This is a genomic window from Halomonas sp. SL18_1 (assembly GCF_055755715.1).
Genome location: NZ_JBVTRK010000001.1, coordinates 2,380,586 through 2,396,333, shown reverse-complemented (window position 1 = coordinate 2,396,333; position 15,748 = coordinate 2,380,586). Strand labels below are relative to the sequence as shown.

The following is a 15,748-nucleotide window of genomic DNA, read 5'->3' as shown; positions in this document are numbered from 1 at the left end:
CAGAGCCGTTTCGGCATCGCGGGCGACTGACAGGGCAAGCAGGCGCTGCTTGCGAAGGAGGCCGCATCAAGTTGATCAGGCACCAAGCCAACACGCGCGGTCGCGATTTTTTCATTGGCGATCTCCACGGCCAGTATCCGCTGCTGGAACGGGCGCTGCAAAATGTCGACTTCAAGCGCGACAGGGATCGCCTGTTCGCGGTGGGGGATCTGATCGACCGCGGTGCGGCCTCCCATAGATGCCTGGCCCTCGTCAATGAGCCCTGGTTCTTCAGTGTGATGGGCAATCACGAGCAGCTGGCCAAGGCGGCGCTCTGTGACGGCAGCGCCGGGGCCTGGGGGCTTTGGCTACTCAATGGCGGTTGCTGGGTGCTGCGGCATGGGCGCGGGGACGCACGTCGCCGCCTCGAGGCGGCGCTCCCGCACCTGCCCTATGCGCGCGAAATCGAGGTGGAGGGACGGCGGGTTGGCCTGGTCCACGCCGAGCCCCGGCCGACTGGGCGCAGATCGAGCAGGCCGATACCGAACGACTGCTCTGGGGGCGTGATCGCATCGCCCGGTGTGACACAACACCAGTGACTGGCATCGACATGGTGGTCGTGGGTCACACTATCGTTGAGGCGCCTCTGACCCTGGGCAACGTTCACTATATCGATACTGGCGCCTTCCACTCCGGGCAGCTGACGCTGGTGGAGGCCGGCGAGCTGGTGGCTCGCGGCTGTCCTTAGCGATAGCGACCCGTTGCAACATTCGACTTCAAGGCGCGTTATCGCCCAGGCGAACAGAAAAAGGGGAATCGGCCTGACGGCGGATTCCCCTTTGAAACGGTGGCGGAGGGACAGGGATTCGAACCCTGGGTAGGCTCTCACCTACGCCGGTTTTCAAGACCGGTGCATTCAACCGCTCTGCCATCCCTCCGGCTTACGGCGGAGAATACTACCAGTATTCCTCGCTAGGTCAAGGGGTTCCGACAGGATTCGAAGGAGAGATGCCATGTCAGCCACAGCGCCAGCCGCCCGCAGCCTGCCTTGCCCTGCCGTATCCGCGGCGCTGGTGGAGGCAGGGCGCGTGCTAATGGTGCGACGGGGCAAGGCACCCAACCTGGGAAAATTGGCGCTACCCGGCGGGCGGATCGAAGCGGGCGAGGCACTGCTGGCGGCCGCCGTTCGCGAGCTGCGCGAGGAGAGCGGCATCGAAGCCGCGCCGGTACGCGTGCTCACCGCCATCGACCAGCTACACTATGATCATGAGGGTCAGCTTGCCTACCACTACGTGGTCGTCGTGGTGCTGTGTCGGCGGCTGCGTGGCTGGGGGAGGCCGGCGACGATGCCAGCGAGGTCGTCTGGCTGGATATCCCGGCGCTGCGCAGCGAGCCGTCGCTCTGCGATAGCGCACGCGACATCGCGCTTCAGTTGCTGGGTGCTGACCCACTGCGCTGAGCTTTCGTTGACCCTTGTGAGGTCGAGGGCTTGCGTCGGGAACCAAGCGACGGCATCCTTTGTCCACTGCCGTGATCAACCAAGATCAACCACAGGGAGCTCTGGATCGATGGCCTATAACGAAACGCATGTGACACAGACCCAGCAGCAGTCGGCGCTGACGACTAACAAGGTGCTGCGTAACACCTATGGCCTGCTGGCCATGACGCTGCTGTTCTCTGCTGTGACCGCCGGCGCCGCCATGGCCATGGGCATCGAGCGCATGAACATCCTGGTCTTTTTCATCGGCGCCTATGGCCTGATGTTCCTGGTGCACAAGACTGCCAACTCGGCGGCCGGCCTGCTGGCTACCTTCGCCTTCACCGGCTTCATGGGGTTCACGCTCGGCCCCATTCTCAGTGCCTACCTGGCACTGCCCAACGGTGCCGCGCTGATCATGAACGCCTTGGCGATGACCGGCCTGACCTTCATCGGTCTGTCGGCCGTGGCCCTGGTGTCCAAGAAGGACTTCAGCTTCCTCGCCAACTTCCTGATGGCCGGTGCCATCGTGCTGATCCTGGCCATGGTGGCGGGCCTGATCTTCCAGATCCCCACCCTGATGCTGATGGTTTCGGCGGGCTTTGTGCTCTTCGCCTCCGCCGCCATCCTCTACCAGACCAGCGAGATCGTGCACCGTGCCGGAGAGACCAACTACATTCTGGCCACCATCACGCTCTACGTGTCGATCTACAATCTCTTCGTCAGCCTGTTGGCCCTGCTGGGGATCATGAGCAACGACTGACGGCGACACGCCACGCGAAACCGGCAGGCCCCGCTCCGGCGGGGCCTGTGCGTTTGAGATAGCGGGACACCAGCCAAGATGCGCTACGCACTGCTTGTACAGGGGCCGCCCTACAGCCGACAGGCTGCCCATTCCGCCCTGCGCTTCGCCAGGGCGCTGCTCGCCAGAGGCCATACCCTGGAGAGCGTTTTCTTCTACCACGATGGCGTCTACAATGCCGCCCGGCTGGCGGCACCGCCCCAGGACGAGCCCCACCTGCTGGATGCCTGGCGAGCCCTTCACGACGAGCACGGCACCCGCCTGCAGGTCTGCATCGCTGCGGCGCTGCGGCGGGGGCTGCTCGACGAGCGCGAAGCCAGCCGCCACGGCAAGGCGGGGCACAGCGTCGATCCGCCCTTCGAGCTGACCGGCCTCGGCCAGCTGATCGACCTGGGACTGAGCAGCGATCGCCTGGTGACCTTTTCTCCCTGAGGAGACGCGATGTACGAGCGAGACAATCCACTCGGCGGCGATGTGCTGGTCATCTTGCGCCATCCTCCCCAGGGGAGCAGCTGGCTTCGCGAGGGGCTCGATGCGGCTCTTGTGGCCGCCGCCTTCGGCCAGGCGGTTAGCCTGCTGTTCCAAGGGGATGGCGTCATGGCGCTAACCCCCGGCCAGGGCCCCGGCCCTCTGGGCAGAAGGGGACCGCGCCCACCCTGGACATGCTGGCCATGTACGATATCGAGGCGCTCTACCTGGACCGTGCCGCCCTGGTGGAGCGCGACCTCGATGGCGAGATGCTGCTCCCCGCGCGACCGCTAGGGCCCGTCGATATCGCCACCCTGATTGCCGCCCATCGGCTGGTGCTAACCTTTTGAATTGCGTCCGGGACACTGCAACGTCGAGGCCTCCATGATCCTGCATATTCTCAATCGCCCCCCCAGCAGCAGCCTGACCTATCGTGACGCCCTGGCCGGCATGGGGCCGGAGGATCGCCTGCTACTGATTGAAGATGGCGTGCTAGGCGCGCTGCCGTCGCAGATTCGCCATTTCGAGGGAGTCGAGGGTCGACTGTTTGCCCTGCGCGAAGACCTGGCGGCCCGCGGGCTCGATGGCCGCTGCGATGCCGCCGTGCAGGTGGTCGATGTCGACGGCTTCGTGCTGTTGACCGAAGAGGCCGACAAGACGGTGAGCTGGTCCTGATGGCATCCACGGCAATAGCACGTTACCTGAAGGCGGGCGAACACTGCGTTCCCCTGGACCCCGAAGGCTATCTGGTCAATCTTGATGACTGGAGCCCCGCGGTGGCGAAGGCCCTCGCAGAGGAGGAGGGGCGCACGCTAACGGATGAACACTGGGAGGTGATTGAGGTGTTACGAGCCTTCTATGCGCGCTTCGAGTCCTCACCCGCCATGCGCCCCCTGGTCAAGGCGGTGGGTCAGTCCCTGGGGCCGGAGAAGGGCCGCTCGCTGCATCTGATGAAGCTCTTCCCCGACAGTCCGGCCCGCGTGGCAGCTCGCCTGGCGGGCCTCCCCAAGCCAGCCAACTGTCTGTGACGTCCGCTCCGTCATGAACTTCCTGGCCCATGCCTGGCTGGCCCGCGGCGGCAGCGACGACTTTCTTTACGGCAACCTGATTGCCGACGGCGTGAAGGGCAGCGACTTGTCGGCCTGGCCGGTTGCGGTGGCACGAGGCATTCGCCACCATCGTCGCGTCGATGCCTTCGTCGATGCCCATCCGGTGGTACGCCAGGCGCGCCGCCGGTCACCGACGCCGCTGCGGCGCTTTTCCGGGATTGCGCTGGATCTGGTGTGGGATCATTTCGTGGCCAAGCGGCTATGCCTGCGGGGAGATGCGCCACAGCTCATCCCACGCTGCTATCGTCTGCTGACCAGCCGGCCAGCGCCGGCGCGCCTGGCGCCCATGATGCCGCTGCTGGTCGAACAGGACTGGCTGCGCCGCTATGCTGATTTCGCGTTCACCTGCCAAGCGGTGCAGGGAATCGGTCGCCGCCTCTCTGGCCCCAATCGCCTGGCAGAGCTGGTGCCCTGGATCGAAGCCGACTATGCACGGCTTGCCGACGACTTTCGACGGCTCTGGCCCGAGCTGGAGGCCGCTCTGGGCGACGAATCCTGAGCGTGCCCCGAAGCGCGCAGCCTCTCCATCAGGGCACCTGCAGCCAGAGGCACCTCACCGAGTCCCCGGCTGAATGCGGCTGTGTTCCGGAATGACCGCCAGGGCGTCGGCCTCCACGCAGGAAGAGAGCACCGCCGAGTTTTGATCACGGAAGGCCTGGGCCTGAATCCCGCTTTCATCGAAGGCGAGCCGCACGCGCATGTAATGGCGGCGAGGGCCGGTCTCGGTGGTAAAATCGGCCTGGGCCGTCAGCATCGGCAGGCTCGCAAGCCTAGGGCAACCAAGCAGGGCACCCATCAGCGGGCGGAGGAACAGCCAGGACCCGACAAAGGACGACACCGGGTTGCCGGGCAGCCCGACGAAGCGCGCCTCGCCGCCCGTCCTCCGGGGCAGCCGCCCCAGCGCCAGCGGCTTGCCAGGGCGCACGGCGAGGCGCCACAGATCGAGCCGGCCCAGTTCGGCGACCATCTGCTTGACGTGATCCGCTTCCCCACGCTGACCCCGCCGGTAGAGACCACCACGTCGGCCCGCTGGGCCGCCTCGTCCAGCAGTCGGCGCGTCTCGTCCGCCCTGTCAGGCACATCGGCATGCCATACCACCTCGGCGCCGAAACGCGCCAGCAGACGCGACAGCATCGGGCGATTGGTGTTGTAGATCTGGCCGGGGCCTAAGGGTTGGCCCGGGGCGACGATCTCATCGCCGGTGGACAGCAGGGCGACCCGCGGTCGCCGGCGCACCGCCACCTCGGTAATGCCTTGCCCTGCCAGATGCCCCAGCGCGGCGGCTTCCAGTCGCTGGCCGGCGCCGAGCAGGGGACTGCCAGCCGACACGTCACGTCCGCGTCGGCGCAGGTTATCACCCGCCGGGATATCCGGCGGCATTACCGCCTCGCCGTCAGTGACCTCGACCCGCTCCTGCATCACCACGCAATCGGCGCCCGGCGGTAATTCTCCGCCGGTGAAGATACGCGCACAGTTGCCGCGGGCCAGCGGTGCTGCGGGCTGGCCCGCCATGACCCGCTGGGAAATCGGCAGCGGGCGTCCGGCATCCTCATGGTGAAGGGCGTACCCGTCCATGGCGCTGTTGTCGAAAGCGGGAACGTCGAGCCTGGCGGTCACCGACTCGGCGAGGACGCGACCGGCGGCTCGTTCGCAGCTGAGCCTCTCTGTCGATAGCACGGTGACGCCTTCCAGCAGGGCCGCCAGAGCGGTCTCCACAGACTGCAGCTCAGCCATGCTGACCTCGTTCGGGGATGACCAGGTTGGCGAAGTTGCACGGCCGATGCCGGCTATCCAGCTGTTCCGCCAGGATGCCATCCCAGGCGGTACGACAGGCGCCGGTGGAGCCGGGCAGGCAGAAGATCACGGTGGCATTGGCCAGTCCCCCAGGCAACGGCTCTGCACGGTAGAGCTGCCGATCTCCTGCCAGGAGAGCTGGCGAAACAGCTCGCCGAACCCCTCGATACGCTTGTCGAGCAGCACCGAAACCGCCTCCGGCGTGGAGTCGCGGCCGGTGAAGCCGGTGCCGCCGGTGGTGAGGATCACCTGAACCTCGGGATCGGCGATCCAGGCGGCAACCGCCGCGCGAATGCGGTAGACATCGTCGATGACGATCTGGCGGTCGGCGAGGCGATGTCCGGCCGTCACAAGCCGCTCTTTCAGTAGGGCGCCACTGCGATCGGTGCTCATATCCCGGGTATCGGAAATGGTCAGTACGGCCACGTTCAGCGGAATCATCGGTTCGCTCATTAACCTTGTGACTCCTGCTTGGCAGCCTGGCGTGCCTCGAAGGCCGCCTGCTGCTCCGCCGTGGCCGGCTGCTGGTGTTTCTGCTTCCATTCGCTGTAGGGCATGCCGTAGACGTACTCGCGAGCCGTCTCGTAGTCGAGCTCGGCGCCGCGCTCTTCGGCCGCGGTCACGAGCCACTTGGAGAGGCAGTTGCGGCAGAAGTCGGCCAGGATCATCAGATCGATGTTCTGGACGTCCTTGTGTTCGTCCAAATGGTTGAGCAGACGGCGAAACGCTGCCGCCTCGAGTTCGGTTCGAGTGGTGTCATCCAGGTGCTGCATGGGGGCTCTCCCGACAAGCTTGGGTGTTGCTGCGATCCTCCAGCATAACAAAATCGGCAGTGATAGGGCCTGCCCGCATCGCCGACGCCGTGGGCGACTTCACGACAGCCGAGACCACCCATGCCATCATGGCAGGAACGGACAGCGACAGGAGTCGGCCATGCCAGCCCTCACTCGCAGCCATGCCCGGTTGCCCACCACGCTGGAGATCCCGGTATCCGACGAATATGGCGAGTCTCGCTCCCAGGCCATCGCCGCCGAGCGCGCCCTGACGCTCTATCTCAACCGACGGGAGATCGTCACCTTGATGACCCTGGGGGCCGATCCCGAGGCCCTGGTGGTGGGTTATCTGCGCAATCAGGGGCTGATCGACAGCCTCGAAGACCTGGTGGCGGTATACGTGGACTGGGAGGTGGAGGCAGCGGCCGTGGTCACGCGTCGCCAGCCCGAGGACCTGGAGACACGGCTGGGGCAGCGCACCGTGACCACCGGCTGCGGCCAGGGCACGGTGTTCGGGCGCCTGCTGGAGGCGACCTCGCTGCAGGCGCTGCCACCGACCGAACTGTCGCAGTCGGTGCTCTACTCGCTGCTCACGCGACTGGGTGACTTTAACGAGACCTACCGCAGTGCCGGCGCGGTTCATGGCTGCGCCCTGTGCCGGCAGGCCGAGGTGTTGGATTTTGTGGAAGACGTGGGGCGCCACAACGCCGTGGACACCCTAGCCGGGCGTCAGTGGCTGGCCGAGGCAGACAGCGCCAATGCGGATATCTTCTATACGACAGGCCGCCTGACCTCGGAAATGGTGCTCAAGGTAGCCCAGATGGGCATCAGCGTGCTGGTGTCCCGTTCCGGGGTGACACAAAAGGGCGTCGAGCTTGCGGAGCGATTTGGGGTCCTGCTGATCGCCCGCGCCAAGGGACGTCACTTCCAGGCCATCCATACCGGCGGACGGCTGCGGCTCGATGCCATCCCCGCGCGGCGCCCCGGCGATCGTCGGCGCGGCTAGCCGCTAGACCATTTCCCCGCCAGGGGTGCAAACCGAAAGTACCACGGCATCCTGCTCGCTGATCGACACCAGCGCGTGCCCCATATCGCTATCGAAATAGATGCTGTCACCGCGCGACAGTCGTAGCGGCTCATAGAATTCGGTGTAGAGCCGAACCTCGCCGTCCAGCACGGTCAGGAACTCCTCGCCGTCGTGACGCACCCATTCGCTGAATTCATCGAAGCTGCGGGCCCGCACGATAGTCTTGAAGGGAATCATGCGCTTCTGGGCCAGCTCGCAGCTGAGCAGCTCGTGCTCGTAGGTGGGGGTGGGGTGGTGCTGGCCCGCCCCCTCGCGGGTCAGGTCGCGGCGCCCCATGGTGCGCGGCTGCACTCGGGGTGGCGTTAGCAGCTGGGGCAGATCGATACCCAAGCCGTTGATCAGCTTCTGCACCGCGGTGAAGGTCGGCGAGATCTGGTCATTCTCGATTTTGGACAGGGTCGAGCGGGCCAGCCCGGTGCGCTGGCTGACATCCTCGAGCGTCCACTGGTTGGCCAGACGGATCTCCTTGAGGCGCTCACCGAGTCGCAGCGGCTCGACGAAAGGTTTGCGGCCGGAGGCGATGCGCAGCGCGGCATCCTGGTCGGTGGTAGCGGTCATCGGCAGGTTCACTATCGGAAACAGAGTTTCCCCAAAGCGTACCATAAATGGCGGGCCGCGCATCGCCGAGATGACCTAGCCACTGAGATGGCCCAGCAAGAATTCGCGAGGCGCTCACTCGCTGAAGGGCTGTCCAAGCAGCGCCTTGAGATGCGCCTCGGCACCGCTGGCCAGTGAGTCCAGGTTATAGCCGCCCTCGAGTACCGAGACCAGGCGGTTTTCCGCGTAGAGGGCCGCGATCTCCAGGGCGCGCTGGGTCACCCAGTAGAAGTCCTCGTCCTCCAGGCAGAGCTCCGCCAGGGGATCCTCCCGGTGCGCATCGAAGCCCGCCGAGACGAGTACCAGCTCCGGCTTGAAGGCGTGCAGCGCCGGCAGCCAGTCGTCCTCGATGGCGCGCCGGAAGGCGGCGCTGTCGGTGCCGGCCTCGAGGGGCGTGTTGACCACGTTGTGCCATTCGCTGCGCAGGTAGCGCCAGGGATAGAAGGGGTACTGGAAGCTGGTGCAGATTAATGTCTCCGGGTCATCCTTGAAGATATCGACGGTGCCGTTGCACTGGTGGACGTCGAAATCGAGAATGGCGATGCGCCTGGCCCCGTACTTGGCTCGTGCATGAGCGGCACCGACGGCCACATTGTTGTAGAAGCAAAAGCCCATGGCGTCGGTGGCTTCGGCGTGATGGCCAGGCGGACGCACGGCACAGAACACGTTATCGGCCTGACGGCGATAGACCTGATCGACGCCGCGCAGAACTGCCCCCGCGGCCACCCGTGCCGCCTGCAGGCTGTCCGGGTTCATCATGGTGTCACTGTCGAGGGTCACGATGCCGGTTTGGGGTACGCACTTGTCCAGCGCACGCAGGTGGCGCAGCGGGTGGACCCTGGCGAGCTCTTCTTCGGAAGCCTCACGGGCCTCTGACTGCATGGTCTGCTGCAGCAGCCCCGTCAGCGCCAGCCTGGCCCGGATCGCTTCCAGGCGCAGCGGGCTTTCGGGATGCTCCGGCCCCATATGATGAAGGTCGCAGTCCGGGTGCGTTATGTAGGCCGTGATCATGCGTATGCTCCAAAATGACTGACATCACTTTAATGTCCTTAAACCCTTGCACGACAGTGTCAATAAGTCGTACACAGGGTGACTGGAACAGAGCTGGCGGAGGGAGCGACTCGGGTACCCGATTTCTGCGACACTTCTTCGAACCGCGCTCCATTGCGGTCATCGGCGCCTCGGAGAAGCCCCACTCCATCGGTGGACTGGTCATCCGCAACCTGCAGGATGCCGGCTTTCCCGGCACGATCTGGGCGGTCAACCGCAAGGGCTATGCCAGTGTCTTCGGCCAGCCGGGCGTGGCACGCATCCGCGACCTGCCGGAGCCCCCGATCTGGCGGTGATCTGCTCTCCGGCGCACAGCCTGCCCAAGGTCATTGCCCGCCTGGGACGCTTCGGGGTCAAGGCCGCGCTGGTCCTATCCGGCGGCTCCGACCTCGATGACGCCAGTGAGGGAAAGGGTTCGATCCGTGAGCAGATGCTTGCAGCGGCACGGACGTCGGGCATACGGGTGCTGGGACCGGAGTGCATGGGGCTGATCGTTCCGGGCCGCAAGCTCAACGCCTCCTATGCCAGTCAGCCGGTCAAGGCGGGGCGCGTCGCCTACCTGGGGCAGTCCGGCATGCTGGGCAACGCCATGATCGACTGGGCCGCCGGGCGCGGGATCGGTTTTTCGCACCTGATCACCGTTGGCGACAGCGTCGACGTCATGCTTCCCGACCTGATCGACTACATCAACCAGTACGCTCCCACCCAGGCGATACTGCTGCACCTGGAGCGCATCCAGGACGCCCAGCACTTCATGACGGCGCTGCGCGACGCGTCCCGGCATCGCTTGGTCCTGGCGATCAAGAGCGGTCGCACACCCGAATCGGATCTCTCCAATGTCCCCCCCACGCCCGGGGTAGCCAACCGCGACGTGGTCTTCGATGCGGCCTTCTCGCGGGCCGGGGTGGTCAGGGTCAACGACTCGGATGAGCTCTTCGATGCGCTGATGACGCTGTCCCAGATGAAGCCGCTCAAGGGCGATCGCCTGGCCATCGTCTCCAATGGTCTGGGCCCTGCCATGCTGGCCATCGATAAGCTGATCAGCGCCGGAGGCCGGCTCGCCAGTTTCAGCGATGAGACTCGGCAGGCGTTGCGCAAGGCCGATTTCGACATGAGCAAACCGGGGGAAAATCCGGTCGACCTGGGCGGCAATGCCACGCCCGAGAAGCTGGTTGAAGCGCTGGAGGTCGTTGCCGCCGACCCGGGGGTTGATGCCGTGCTGGTGGTGCATGCGCCAACCCGTCTGGCCCCCTCCAAGACCACCGCCCAGGCCATCATCGCCAACCGCAAGCGGTTTCGCCGCAATCTGCTGACCAGTTGGATGGGGCTCGAGGGCGCCCTCTATGCGCGCCACGAGTGCAGCATGGCCGGCATTCCCACCTATGTGTCACCGGAGAAAGCCGTCAAAGCCTTCATGCACATGGTGGACTACCAGCGCGTCCAGGCGCTGCTCCAGGAGACCCCGCCGAGCCTGCCGTTTACCACCACCCCCGATATTCGCGCCGAGTGCCGCGCCCTCATCGAGACGGCCAAGGCCCAGGGGCGCGAGACCCTGTACCACTCCGAGACGGCGAGGGTGCTCGAGGCCTACGGTATCCCGGTGGCACCCAGCCGGCACGTGCACACCTCAGAGGAGGCCGCCTCCGCCGCCGTCGAGATCGATGGGCCCATGGCGCTCAAGGTCGTTCACGAGGGCAACTGTCAGCCGTTTCGCTACCGCAAACATCCGCACCGTCTCTCTGCCGGGCTGCTGCAGGACCTGCATACGCCGGAGCAAGTGGTGGAGGGGGTCGGGCGGCTGGCCGACAAGGTCCACGAGAAGCTTCCCTCCCTGGTCATCCGAGAGTATTGCCTGCAGCCCATGCAGCGGGGCGAGCACTCCATGCAACTCTGCGCCGGGATCACCCGGGACCCGATCTTCGGACCGATCATCGTGTTCGGCATCGGCGGCTACAAGGTCAATGTCCTGGCCGACCGGCAGGTGGCGCTGCCACCGCTGAACATGACCCTGGCGGCCGACGTGGTGGGGCGTACCCATGCGGCGCGATTGATTCGCGAGCATTCAAGCGACCCCGAACGCGACCTCGAGCGGCTCTGTCAGCTGCTGGTCAAACTGTCGCAGATGGCCTCGGACCTGCTCGAACTGCGCGGCCTCGAGCTCAATCCCCTGCTGCTTAACCGCGACGGCATGATCGCCGTGGACTTCGCCATGGACCTGGGGGCACCGGCACGCTTTGCGATCATGCCCTATCCCGAAGAGCTCAGAGAGTGGGTGACCCTGAAGAACGGCATGGAGGTCGAAGTGCGGCCGATTCGCGCCGAAGACGCCCCGTTGATTACCAGTTTTCACACCCAGCTCTCCGAAGAGAGCATTCGTTTTCGTTACTTCCACAACAAATCCGACCTTACCCAGCGCGACCTGTCGATTCTCTCGCATATCAATTACGACCGGCAGATGGCCTTTATCGCCGAACACCGACGCGAGGACGGCAGCAAGGAGATGCTCGGGGTGGTGAGGGTCTGGAACGACCCCGATAATATCCGTACCGAATTCTCGGTGATCATCCGCGATGACATGAAGGGGCAGGGGCTCGGCAGCCTGCTGATGAAGAAGATGATCGCCTACTGCAAGAGCGTCGGGACTCTGGAGATGATCGGCAAGATCATGGTCGACAATCATCCCATGCGGGCGCTGATGAAGCACCTGGGATTTCGCTGTCGTTACAACATGGAAGAGCAGGTGGTGGATGCGGTCATGCGGCTCAACGAGCCGGTAAGCGAGTGGCAGCGCCACCGACTGGAGAGTCTACCGGATTGAGCGAGCCCCGATTCACCGCCCACAACGGCAGGAATCGGGTTCTTCGCACTTTAGTGTGAACGTGTTTGGCTGATTATGGTGGGAGGCCGGCTCTGCCGGGCGAAGGCGCCGCAGGCGCCCTATGGGTAGTGCTGCGCGCTACTTCGCGAGCTGAAGCTCCCTCCCACAGAGCCAGTTCACGCCAGTCTGTGAAGAGCCGGGGATCAGGGCAAGAGGGAGGCGGAGTTACACGAGAACTACTCGTCGGCTCATCAGGGCGCCATACGAAAATGATGCCAGCGGCCATCACGATTCTCGTAGCGAATACGATCATGTAGGCGGCTGGGCTGACCTTGCCAGAACTCGAACATCTCGGGAATCACGCGGTAGCCGCCCCAGTGGATGGGGCGCGGGATCTCCTGGCCTTCGTACGCCTGCTCGAAGCGGTGCTGTCGCTCTTCGATCCAGCTACGGCCGGGGATCACCACGCTCTGGGTGGCGATCCAGGCACCGAGCTGGCTGGCCCGTGGTCGGCTGTTGAAGTAGGCATCGGATTCATCGCTACCGACCTGTTCGACCCGGCCCTCGACGCGTAGCTGTCGGCTAAGCGACGGCCACCAGAAGACCATGGCGGCGTGGGCGCATTGGCCAGCTCGCTGCCCTTGTGGCTGTGGTAGTTGGTGTAGAAGACCAGTCCTTGCTCATCATAGCCCTTGAGAAGCAGGATGCGCGCATGGGGCAACCCCTGGCTGTCCACCGTGGCCAGCGTCATGACATTGCCGTCATCGCCTTCGACGTCTAACGCCAGGGTCATCCACTCGTCGAACAGGACCATGGGGTCCTCTGGGGCCTGGGCCTCTTCCAGTCGGCCGCCCTCGTAGTCACGCCGGATATCGGCGATATTGCGTGTCATGGCGTTCTCCTCGTAAATTTTGCACATGGTCGCTGCTGCAGGGATGAAGCACAACACCCGATTCACCCCATCGGACTTACACAGGGTCAACGAGGGTAGAGGGGGGCGAACGGACTACCGTGGCGACAAGGGAATTGTACCGTCGAGTCAACCACGAAGTGGCAAGGAGGCGAAATGCGATATCCAGTCTGGGACCTGCCCATCAGGCTGTTTCACTGGGCTCTGGTGGCCGGTGTGGCGCTCTCCTTCTATACCATGAAGCTGGGTGGGGCTCCTTTCCTGTTTCCCGTGGAGCTACATGCCAAGGCGGGCTTTGTGGTGCTCGGGCTGCTCCTGTTTCGCTGGCTTTGGGGGTGGGTGGGCAGCTATCACGCGCAGTTTTGGCATTTTCTCTACGGGCCCAAGCGAATGGCTCGCTACGCCTGGCGGCTGCTCAAGGGGCCGCCGCCCGCCTTCGCCGGACATAATCCGCTAGGTGGCCTGATGGTCATCATCATGCTGGCTTCACTGACCTTTCAAGCGGTCAGTGGGCTCTTCCTGACCGATGATATCTTCTTCCGGGCGCCGCTTTACGGCCTTTTCGGCCGCGATGTCAGTCGTACCTTGCAGACACTGCATCATCTCAATGCCGATCTGCTGCTGATGTTGATTGCAGCCCACCTGGTGGCGCTCATCGTCCATCGCTTGAAAGGAGAGCGTCTGGTGGTGGCCATGATCACCGGTCGCAAGCCACTGCCAGGGGCACCGGAAGATGCGCCTGGCAAGGGGGCCGAGGGCCGCAACCCCCGCCCGTGGTGGCTGATCGTCTCCCTGGCCCTGGCGGCCGCTCCGGTGATCTGGCTGTGGAACGCCTGAGCCAGGGCCCCCACCTATAAGCAAAGGGGCGGCAGGAAGCCGCCCCCTATACTCGCACGCACCGCGCAATCACGCCGGCTCAGTCGGCACGATAATTATCGTGGCAGCCCCGGCACGTCTCTGCCACGTCGGCCACCTGTCGACGCATGATGCCGAAGTCGTCCCCTGGGCGAGTTCGGCCAGAGTAGCGGTCTGCTCGATCAGCGTCTGCTGGCGTGACTCGAAGTCCGCCCAGTCGTCGGCGATCGCGGCCAGGGCGTCGGTGTCGACTCCATGTCCATCGCCGCGCAGCGAGCCCTCGACGAAGCCCTCCCAGGGCAGAGACGCCAGAAAGGCGAGGTTCTCGGCGCGATAGGCAAACGCTTCGGCATCGTAGTCGATATCGCCCTGGGCCATGGCGCCCAGCGGTCCGATCTGCCAGCCGATCACGCTCAGCGCGCTCTGGCGATAGTGGATGGCATCCTCGATGTCGCTGGCCTGGGCGACACCGGCCACTGCCACTCCCACCGATAGGCCACCGGCGACCAAGCAAGTCTTGAGCGTTACATTCATCACGGTCTCCCTTGAAGTCCTTATCAATTTAGCGCGTTACGAACGAATGCCATGCCAGGTCAGCGATTACCTTCGGCACGCAGCTGGCGACTGCGAAAGCGGGCATAGAACATGCAGCCGGTGAACAGCGCCAAGGCGGTCAGCGCCTCGAGACCGCCCCGCAGCCCCTGGCCGGGCAGGGTCGCGACCATCACCCCCTGAGTAAAGTAGAGCAGGCTGACAAATGCCAGCCAGGCGTGGCCTCTGGGACGCTGCCCGATCACCGACGGCAGGAACAGCACCAGCGGCAGGATGCGGACGATGATCGGCGTCAAGGGGTTATCGCCGGCCTGCATCGACAGGCTGCCCCACACCACCAGCACCATCAGCAGGATGAAGCTGCCCAGCACCAGGCGGCGCGCTCGCTCGGTCAGGGCATCCAGACCATGACGGGCCTCCAACTCCTCTAGCCAGCGTCTCATCGTGCCTCCCGGCGCATGGCGTCGAGGGCGAGGGCCAGCCGAGCGAGGCGCTTGCCCTGGGCCTTGGCCAGGTGGCGCTCGTCCTCGCCAAGCGGTCGGTCGCTGCGCACGCCGGCGACGTGACTGGCCCCGTAGGGGGTGCCGCCGCTGGAAGTGCTCATCAGCTCGGTTTCGCTGTAGGGCAGGCCGGCATAGACCATGCCATGGTGTAGCAGCGGCAGCAGCATGGAGATCAGGGTAGTCTCCTGGCCGCCATGCAGGCTCGAGGTGGACGTGAAGGCGCAGGCGGGCTTGTCGATCAGGGCGCCATTGATCCAGAGGGCGCTGGTGGAATCGATGAAGTGCTTGAGCGGGGCTGCCATATTGCCGAAACGGGTCGGGCTACCCAGCGCCACGGCGGCACAGCCCCGCAGATCGTCCAGGTCAGCATAGACGGCCCCCTCGGCGGGGATCTCCGGGTCCACTGCCTCGCAGGTAGGAGAGACCGGCGGAACGGTGCGTAGCCGGGCCGCGACCCGGGGCAGGACTCGACCCCGGCGGCCAGCTGTTCGGCCATGGCGCGGGTGGCGCCGTAGCGGGAGTAGTACAGGATCAGCACGTAGGGCAGGGTGTCAGGCATCGTGGTTCCTGGTGAGTGGGAAACAGAAGAACGGGGCGGCAATTGATCATCGCCGCCGAGCAGGGAAAGGACGTCCTCCGGCGGCCGGCCGATGATGGCGCGCCGGCCATCGTCGGCGATCGGGCGCTCCAGCAGCCGCGGATGCGCCACGATGGCCCGGATCACCTGTTCCGGGTCCTGGATGTCGGCGTCCAGGGCCTTCCATTCGGCCTCCTGGGTGCGCACCAGGGCCTCGCCGTCGGTATCCAGGCGTGCCAGCAGCGCACGCAGTTCGCTCTCGTTCAGCGGCTCGTCTAGGTAGCGGCGCACATGCACCTCGGCGCCATGCTCTTGAAGCAGCGCCAGCGCTTGGCGCGACTTGGAGCAGCGGGGATTGTGCAGGAGAGTAATCGCCATTGTGGGGTCTGCCTCGCGT

The 15,748-nt window shown here is 65.0% G+C and carries 16 protein-coding genes, 1 tRNA gene and 8 pseudogenes; 14 read left to right on the top strand and 11 right to left on the bottom strand.

Annotated elements, in window-relative coordinates:
- Positions 1-71: 71 nt before the first annotated feature.
- Positions 72-578, top strand: coding sequence for a metallophosphoesterase (locus ACSJDS_RS12245; protein WP_473033520.1), 507 nt, complete (start codon positions 72-74; stop codon positions 576-578).
- Positions 575-727 (top strand): hypothetical protein, encoded by a 153-nt coding sequence (locus ACSJDS_RS12240; RefSeq protein ID WP_473033519.1) that lies wholly within the window; start codon positions 575-577, stop codon positions 725-727. The genes ACSJDS_RS12245 and ACSJDS_RS12240 overlap by 4 nt, the downstream gene beginning before the upstream one ends.
- A gap of 100 nt (positions 728-827) precedes the next feature.
- Here the strand turns inward: ACSJDS_RS12240 and ACSJDS_RS12235 are convergent.
- Positions 828-917, bottom strand: a tRNA-Ser gene (locus ACSJDS_RS12235).
- Positions 918-992: 75 nt separating this feature from the next.
- On the opposite strand from ACSJDS_RS12235, the pseudogene ACSJDS_RS12230 reads away from it, so the two are divergent.
- The 9 genes and pseudogenes from ACSJDS_RS12230 to ACSJDS_RS12190 form a co-directional block, all read left to right on the top strand.
- A pseudogene (locus tag ACSJDS_RS12230) lies at positions 993-1,235 on the top strand (NUDIX domain-containing protein); the annotation flags it as partial.
- A 53-nt stretch (positions 1,236-1,288) separates the two neighbouring features.
- The gene (locus ACSJDS_RS12225; protein ID WP_473035106.1) at positions 1,289-1,438 is read left to right on the top strand and encodes a hypothetical protein; all 150 of its coding nucleotides are present in this window, start codon (positions 1,289-1,291) and stop codon (positions 1,436-1,438) included.
- Between the two features lie 109 nt (positions 1,439-1,547).
- On the top strand, positions 1,548-2,219 hold the full coding sequence (locus tag ACSJDS_RS12220) for a Bax inhibitor-1/YccA family protein (protein ID WP_238976213.1): 672 nt from the start codon (positions 1,548-1,550) through the stop codon (positions 2,217-2,219).
- A gap of 78 nt (positions 2,220-2,297) precedes the next feature.
- Positions 2,298-2,690 carry a sulfurtransferase complex subunit TusD gene (gene tusD / locus ACSJDS_RS12215; protein WP_473033518.1) on the top strand — a complete coding sequence of 131 codons (393 nt, stop codon included), beginning with the start codon at positions 2,298-2,300 and terminating at the stop codon, positions 2,688-2,690.
- 9 nt (positions 2,691-2,699) lie between these two features.
- Positions 2,700-2,828 (top strand): annotated as a pseudogene (locus ACSJDS_RS12210) (sulfurtransferase complex subunit TusC); the annotation flags it as partial.
- Positions 2,829-2,929: 101 nt separating this feature from the next.
- Complete coding sequence (locus tag ACSJDS_RS12205) at positions 2,930-3,076, top strand: hypothetical protein (protein ID WP_473035105.1); 147 nt, start codon at positions 2,930-2,932, stop codon at positions 3,074-3,076.
- A gap of 34 nt (positions 3,077-3,110) precedes the next feature.
- The gene (gene tusB, locus ACSJDS_RS12200; RefSeq protein WP_473033517.1) at positions 3,111-3,401 is read left to right on the top strand and encodes a sulfurtransferase complex subunit TusB; all 291 of its coding nucleotides are present in this window, start codon (positions 3,111-3,113) and stop codon (positions 3,399-3,401) included.
- Entirely contained in the window at positions 3,401-3,754 is a 354-nt protein-coding gene (locus ACSJDS_RS12195) for a TusE/DsrC/DsvC family sulfur relay protein (RefSeq protein WP_473033516.1), read from the top strand. Before tusB ends, ACSJDS_RS12195 begins: the two co-directional genes overlap by 1 nt.
- A gap of 13 nt (positions 3,755-3,767) precedes the next feature.
- Positions 3,768-4,334 (top strand): acyl carrier protein phosphodiesterase, encoded by a 567-nt coding sequence (locus tag ACSJDS_RS12190; protein ID WP_473033515.1) that lies wholly within the window; start codon positions 3,768-3,770, stop codon positions 4,332-4,334.
- Between the two features lie 28 nt (positions 4,335-4,362).
- Here ACSJDS_RS12190 and ACSJDS_RS12185 read toward each other — a convergent pair.
- The 3 genes and pseudogenes from ACSJDS_RS12185 to ACSJDS_RS12175 all read right to left on the bottom strand — a co-directional run bounded on the left by ACSJDS_RS12185 (position 4,363) and on the right by ACSJDS_RS12175 (position 6,402).
- Positions 4,363-5,569 (bottom strand): annotated as a pseudogene (locus tag ACSJDS_RS12185) (molybdopterin molybdotransferase MoeA).
- Positions 5,562-6,082, bottom strand: a pseudogene (gene moaB, locus ACSJDS_RS12180) (molybdenum cofactor biosynthesis protein B). Before moaB ends, ACSJDS_RS12185 begins: the two co-directional pseudogenes overlap by 8 nt.
- Positions 6,082-6,402 (bottom strand): DUF1244 domain-containing protein, encoded by a 321-nt coding sequence (locus ACSJDS_RS12175; protein ID WP_473033514.1) that lies wholly within the window; start codon positions 6,400-6,402, stop codon positions 6,082-6,084. The pseudogene moaB and the gene ACSJDS_RS12175 overlap by 1 nt, the downstream one beginning before the upstream one ends.
- Before the next feature lie 160 nt (positions 6,403-6,562).
- Between ACSJDS_RS12175 and ACSJDS_RS12170 the strand changes: the two genes are divergently transcribed.
- A complete protein-coding gene (locus tag ACSJDS_RS12170) occupies positions 6,563-7,408 on the top strand; it encodes a formate dehydrogenase accessory sulfurtransferase FdhD (RefSeq protein WP_473033512.1) in 846 nt (281 codons plus the stop codon).
- 3 nt (positions 7,409-7,411) lie between these two features.
- Here the strand turns inward: ACSJDS_RS12170 and ACSJDS_RS12165 are convergent, their stop codons facing one another.
- Complete coding sequence (locus tag ACSJDS_RS12165; RefSeq protein ID WP_473033511.1) at positions 7,412-8,047, bottom strand: helix-turn-helix domain-containing protein; 636 nt, start codon at positions 8,045-8,047, stop codon at positions 7,412-7,414.
- Positions 8,048-8,161: 114 nt separating this feature from the next.
- On the bottom strand, positions 8,162-9,097 hold the full coding sequence (locus tag ACSJDS_RS12160) for a histone deacetylase family protein (protein WP_473033510.1): 936 nt from the start codon (positions 9,095-9,097) through the stop codon (positions 8,162-8,164).
- A gap of 56 nt (positions 9,098-9,153) precedes the next feature.
- Between ACSJDS_RS12160 and ACSJDS_RS12155 the strand changes: the two are divergent.
- Positions 9,154-11,954: pseudogene (locus ACSJDS_RS12155) on the top strand (bifunctional acetate--CoA ligase family protein/GNAT family N-acetyltransferase).
- A 251-nt stretch (positions 11,955-12,205) separates the two neighbouring features.
- Here the strand turns inward: ACSJDS_RS12155 and pdxH are convergent.
- Positions 12,206-12,846, bottom strand: a pseudogene (gene pdxH, locus ACSJDS_RS12150) (pyridoxamine 5'-phosphate oxidase).
- A gap of 234 nt (positions 12,847-13,080) precedes the next feature.
- Between pdxH and ACSJDS_RS12145 the strand changes: the two are divergent.
- On the top strand, positions 13,081-13,701 hold the full coding sequence (locus ACSJDS_RS12145; protein ID WP_473033509.1) for a cytochrome b/b6 domain-containing protein: 621 nt from the start codon (positions 13,081-13,083) through the stop codon (positions 13,699-13,701).
- A gap of 69 nt (positions 13,702-13,770) precedes the next feature.
- On the opposite strand, the gene ACSJDS_RS12140 is transcribed toward ACSJDS_RS12145, so the two are convergent.
- The 4 genes and pseudogenes from ACSJDS_RS12140 to ACSJDS_RS12125 form a co-directional block, all read right to left on the bottom strand.
- Positions 13,771-14,253, bottom strand: a complete 483-nt coding sequence (locus ACSJDS_RS12140) for a c-type cytochrome (protein ID WP_473033508.1) — start codon at positions 14,251-14,253, stop codon at positions 13,771-13,773.
- A gap of 59 nt (positions 14,254-14,312) precedes the next feature.
- Positions 14,313-14,714 carry a DUF2069 domain-containing protein gene (locus tag ACSJDS_RS12135; RefSeq protein ID WP_473033506.1) on the bottom strand — a complete coding sequence of 134 codons (402 nt, stop codon included), beginning with the start codon at positions 14,712-14,714 and terminating at the stop codon, positions 14,313-14,315.
- A pseudogene (gene wrbA, locus ACSJDS_RS12130) lies at positions 14,711-15,333 on the bottom strand (NAD(P)H:quinone oxidoreductase). The gene ACSJDS_RS12135 and the pseudogene wrbA overlap by 4 nt, the downstream one beginning before the upstream one ends.
- A 78-nt stretch (positions 15,334-15,411) precedes the next feature.
- Positions 15,412-15,729: pseudogene (locus ACSJDS_RS12125) on the bottom strand (ArsC/Spx/MgsR family protein); the annotation flags it as partial.
- Between the last annotated feature and the right edge of the window lie 19 nt (positions 15,730-15,748).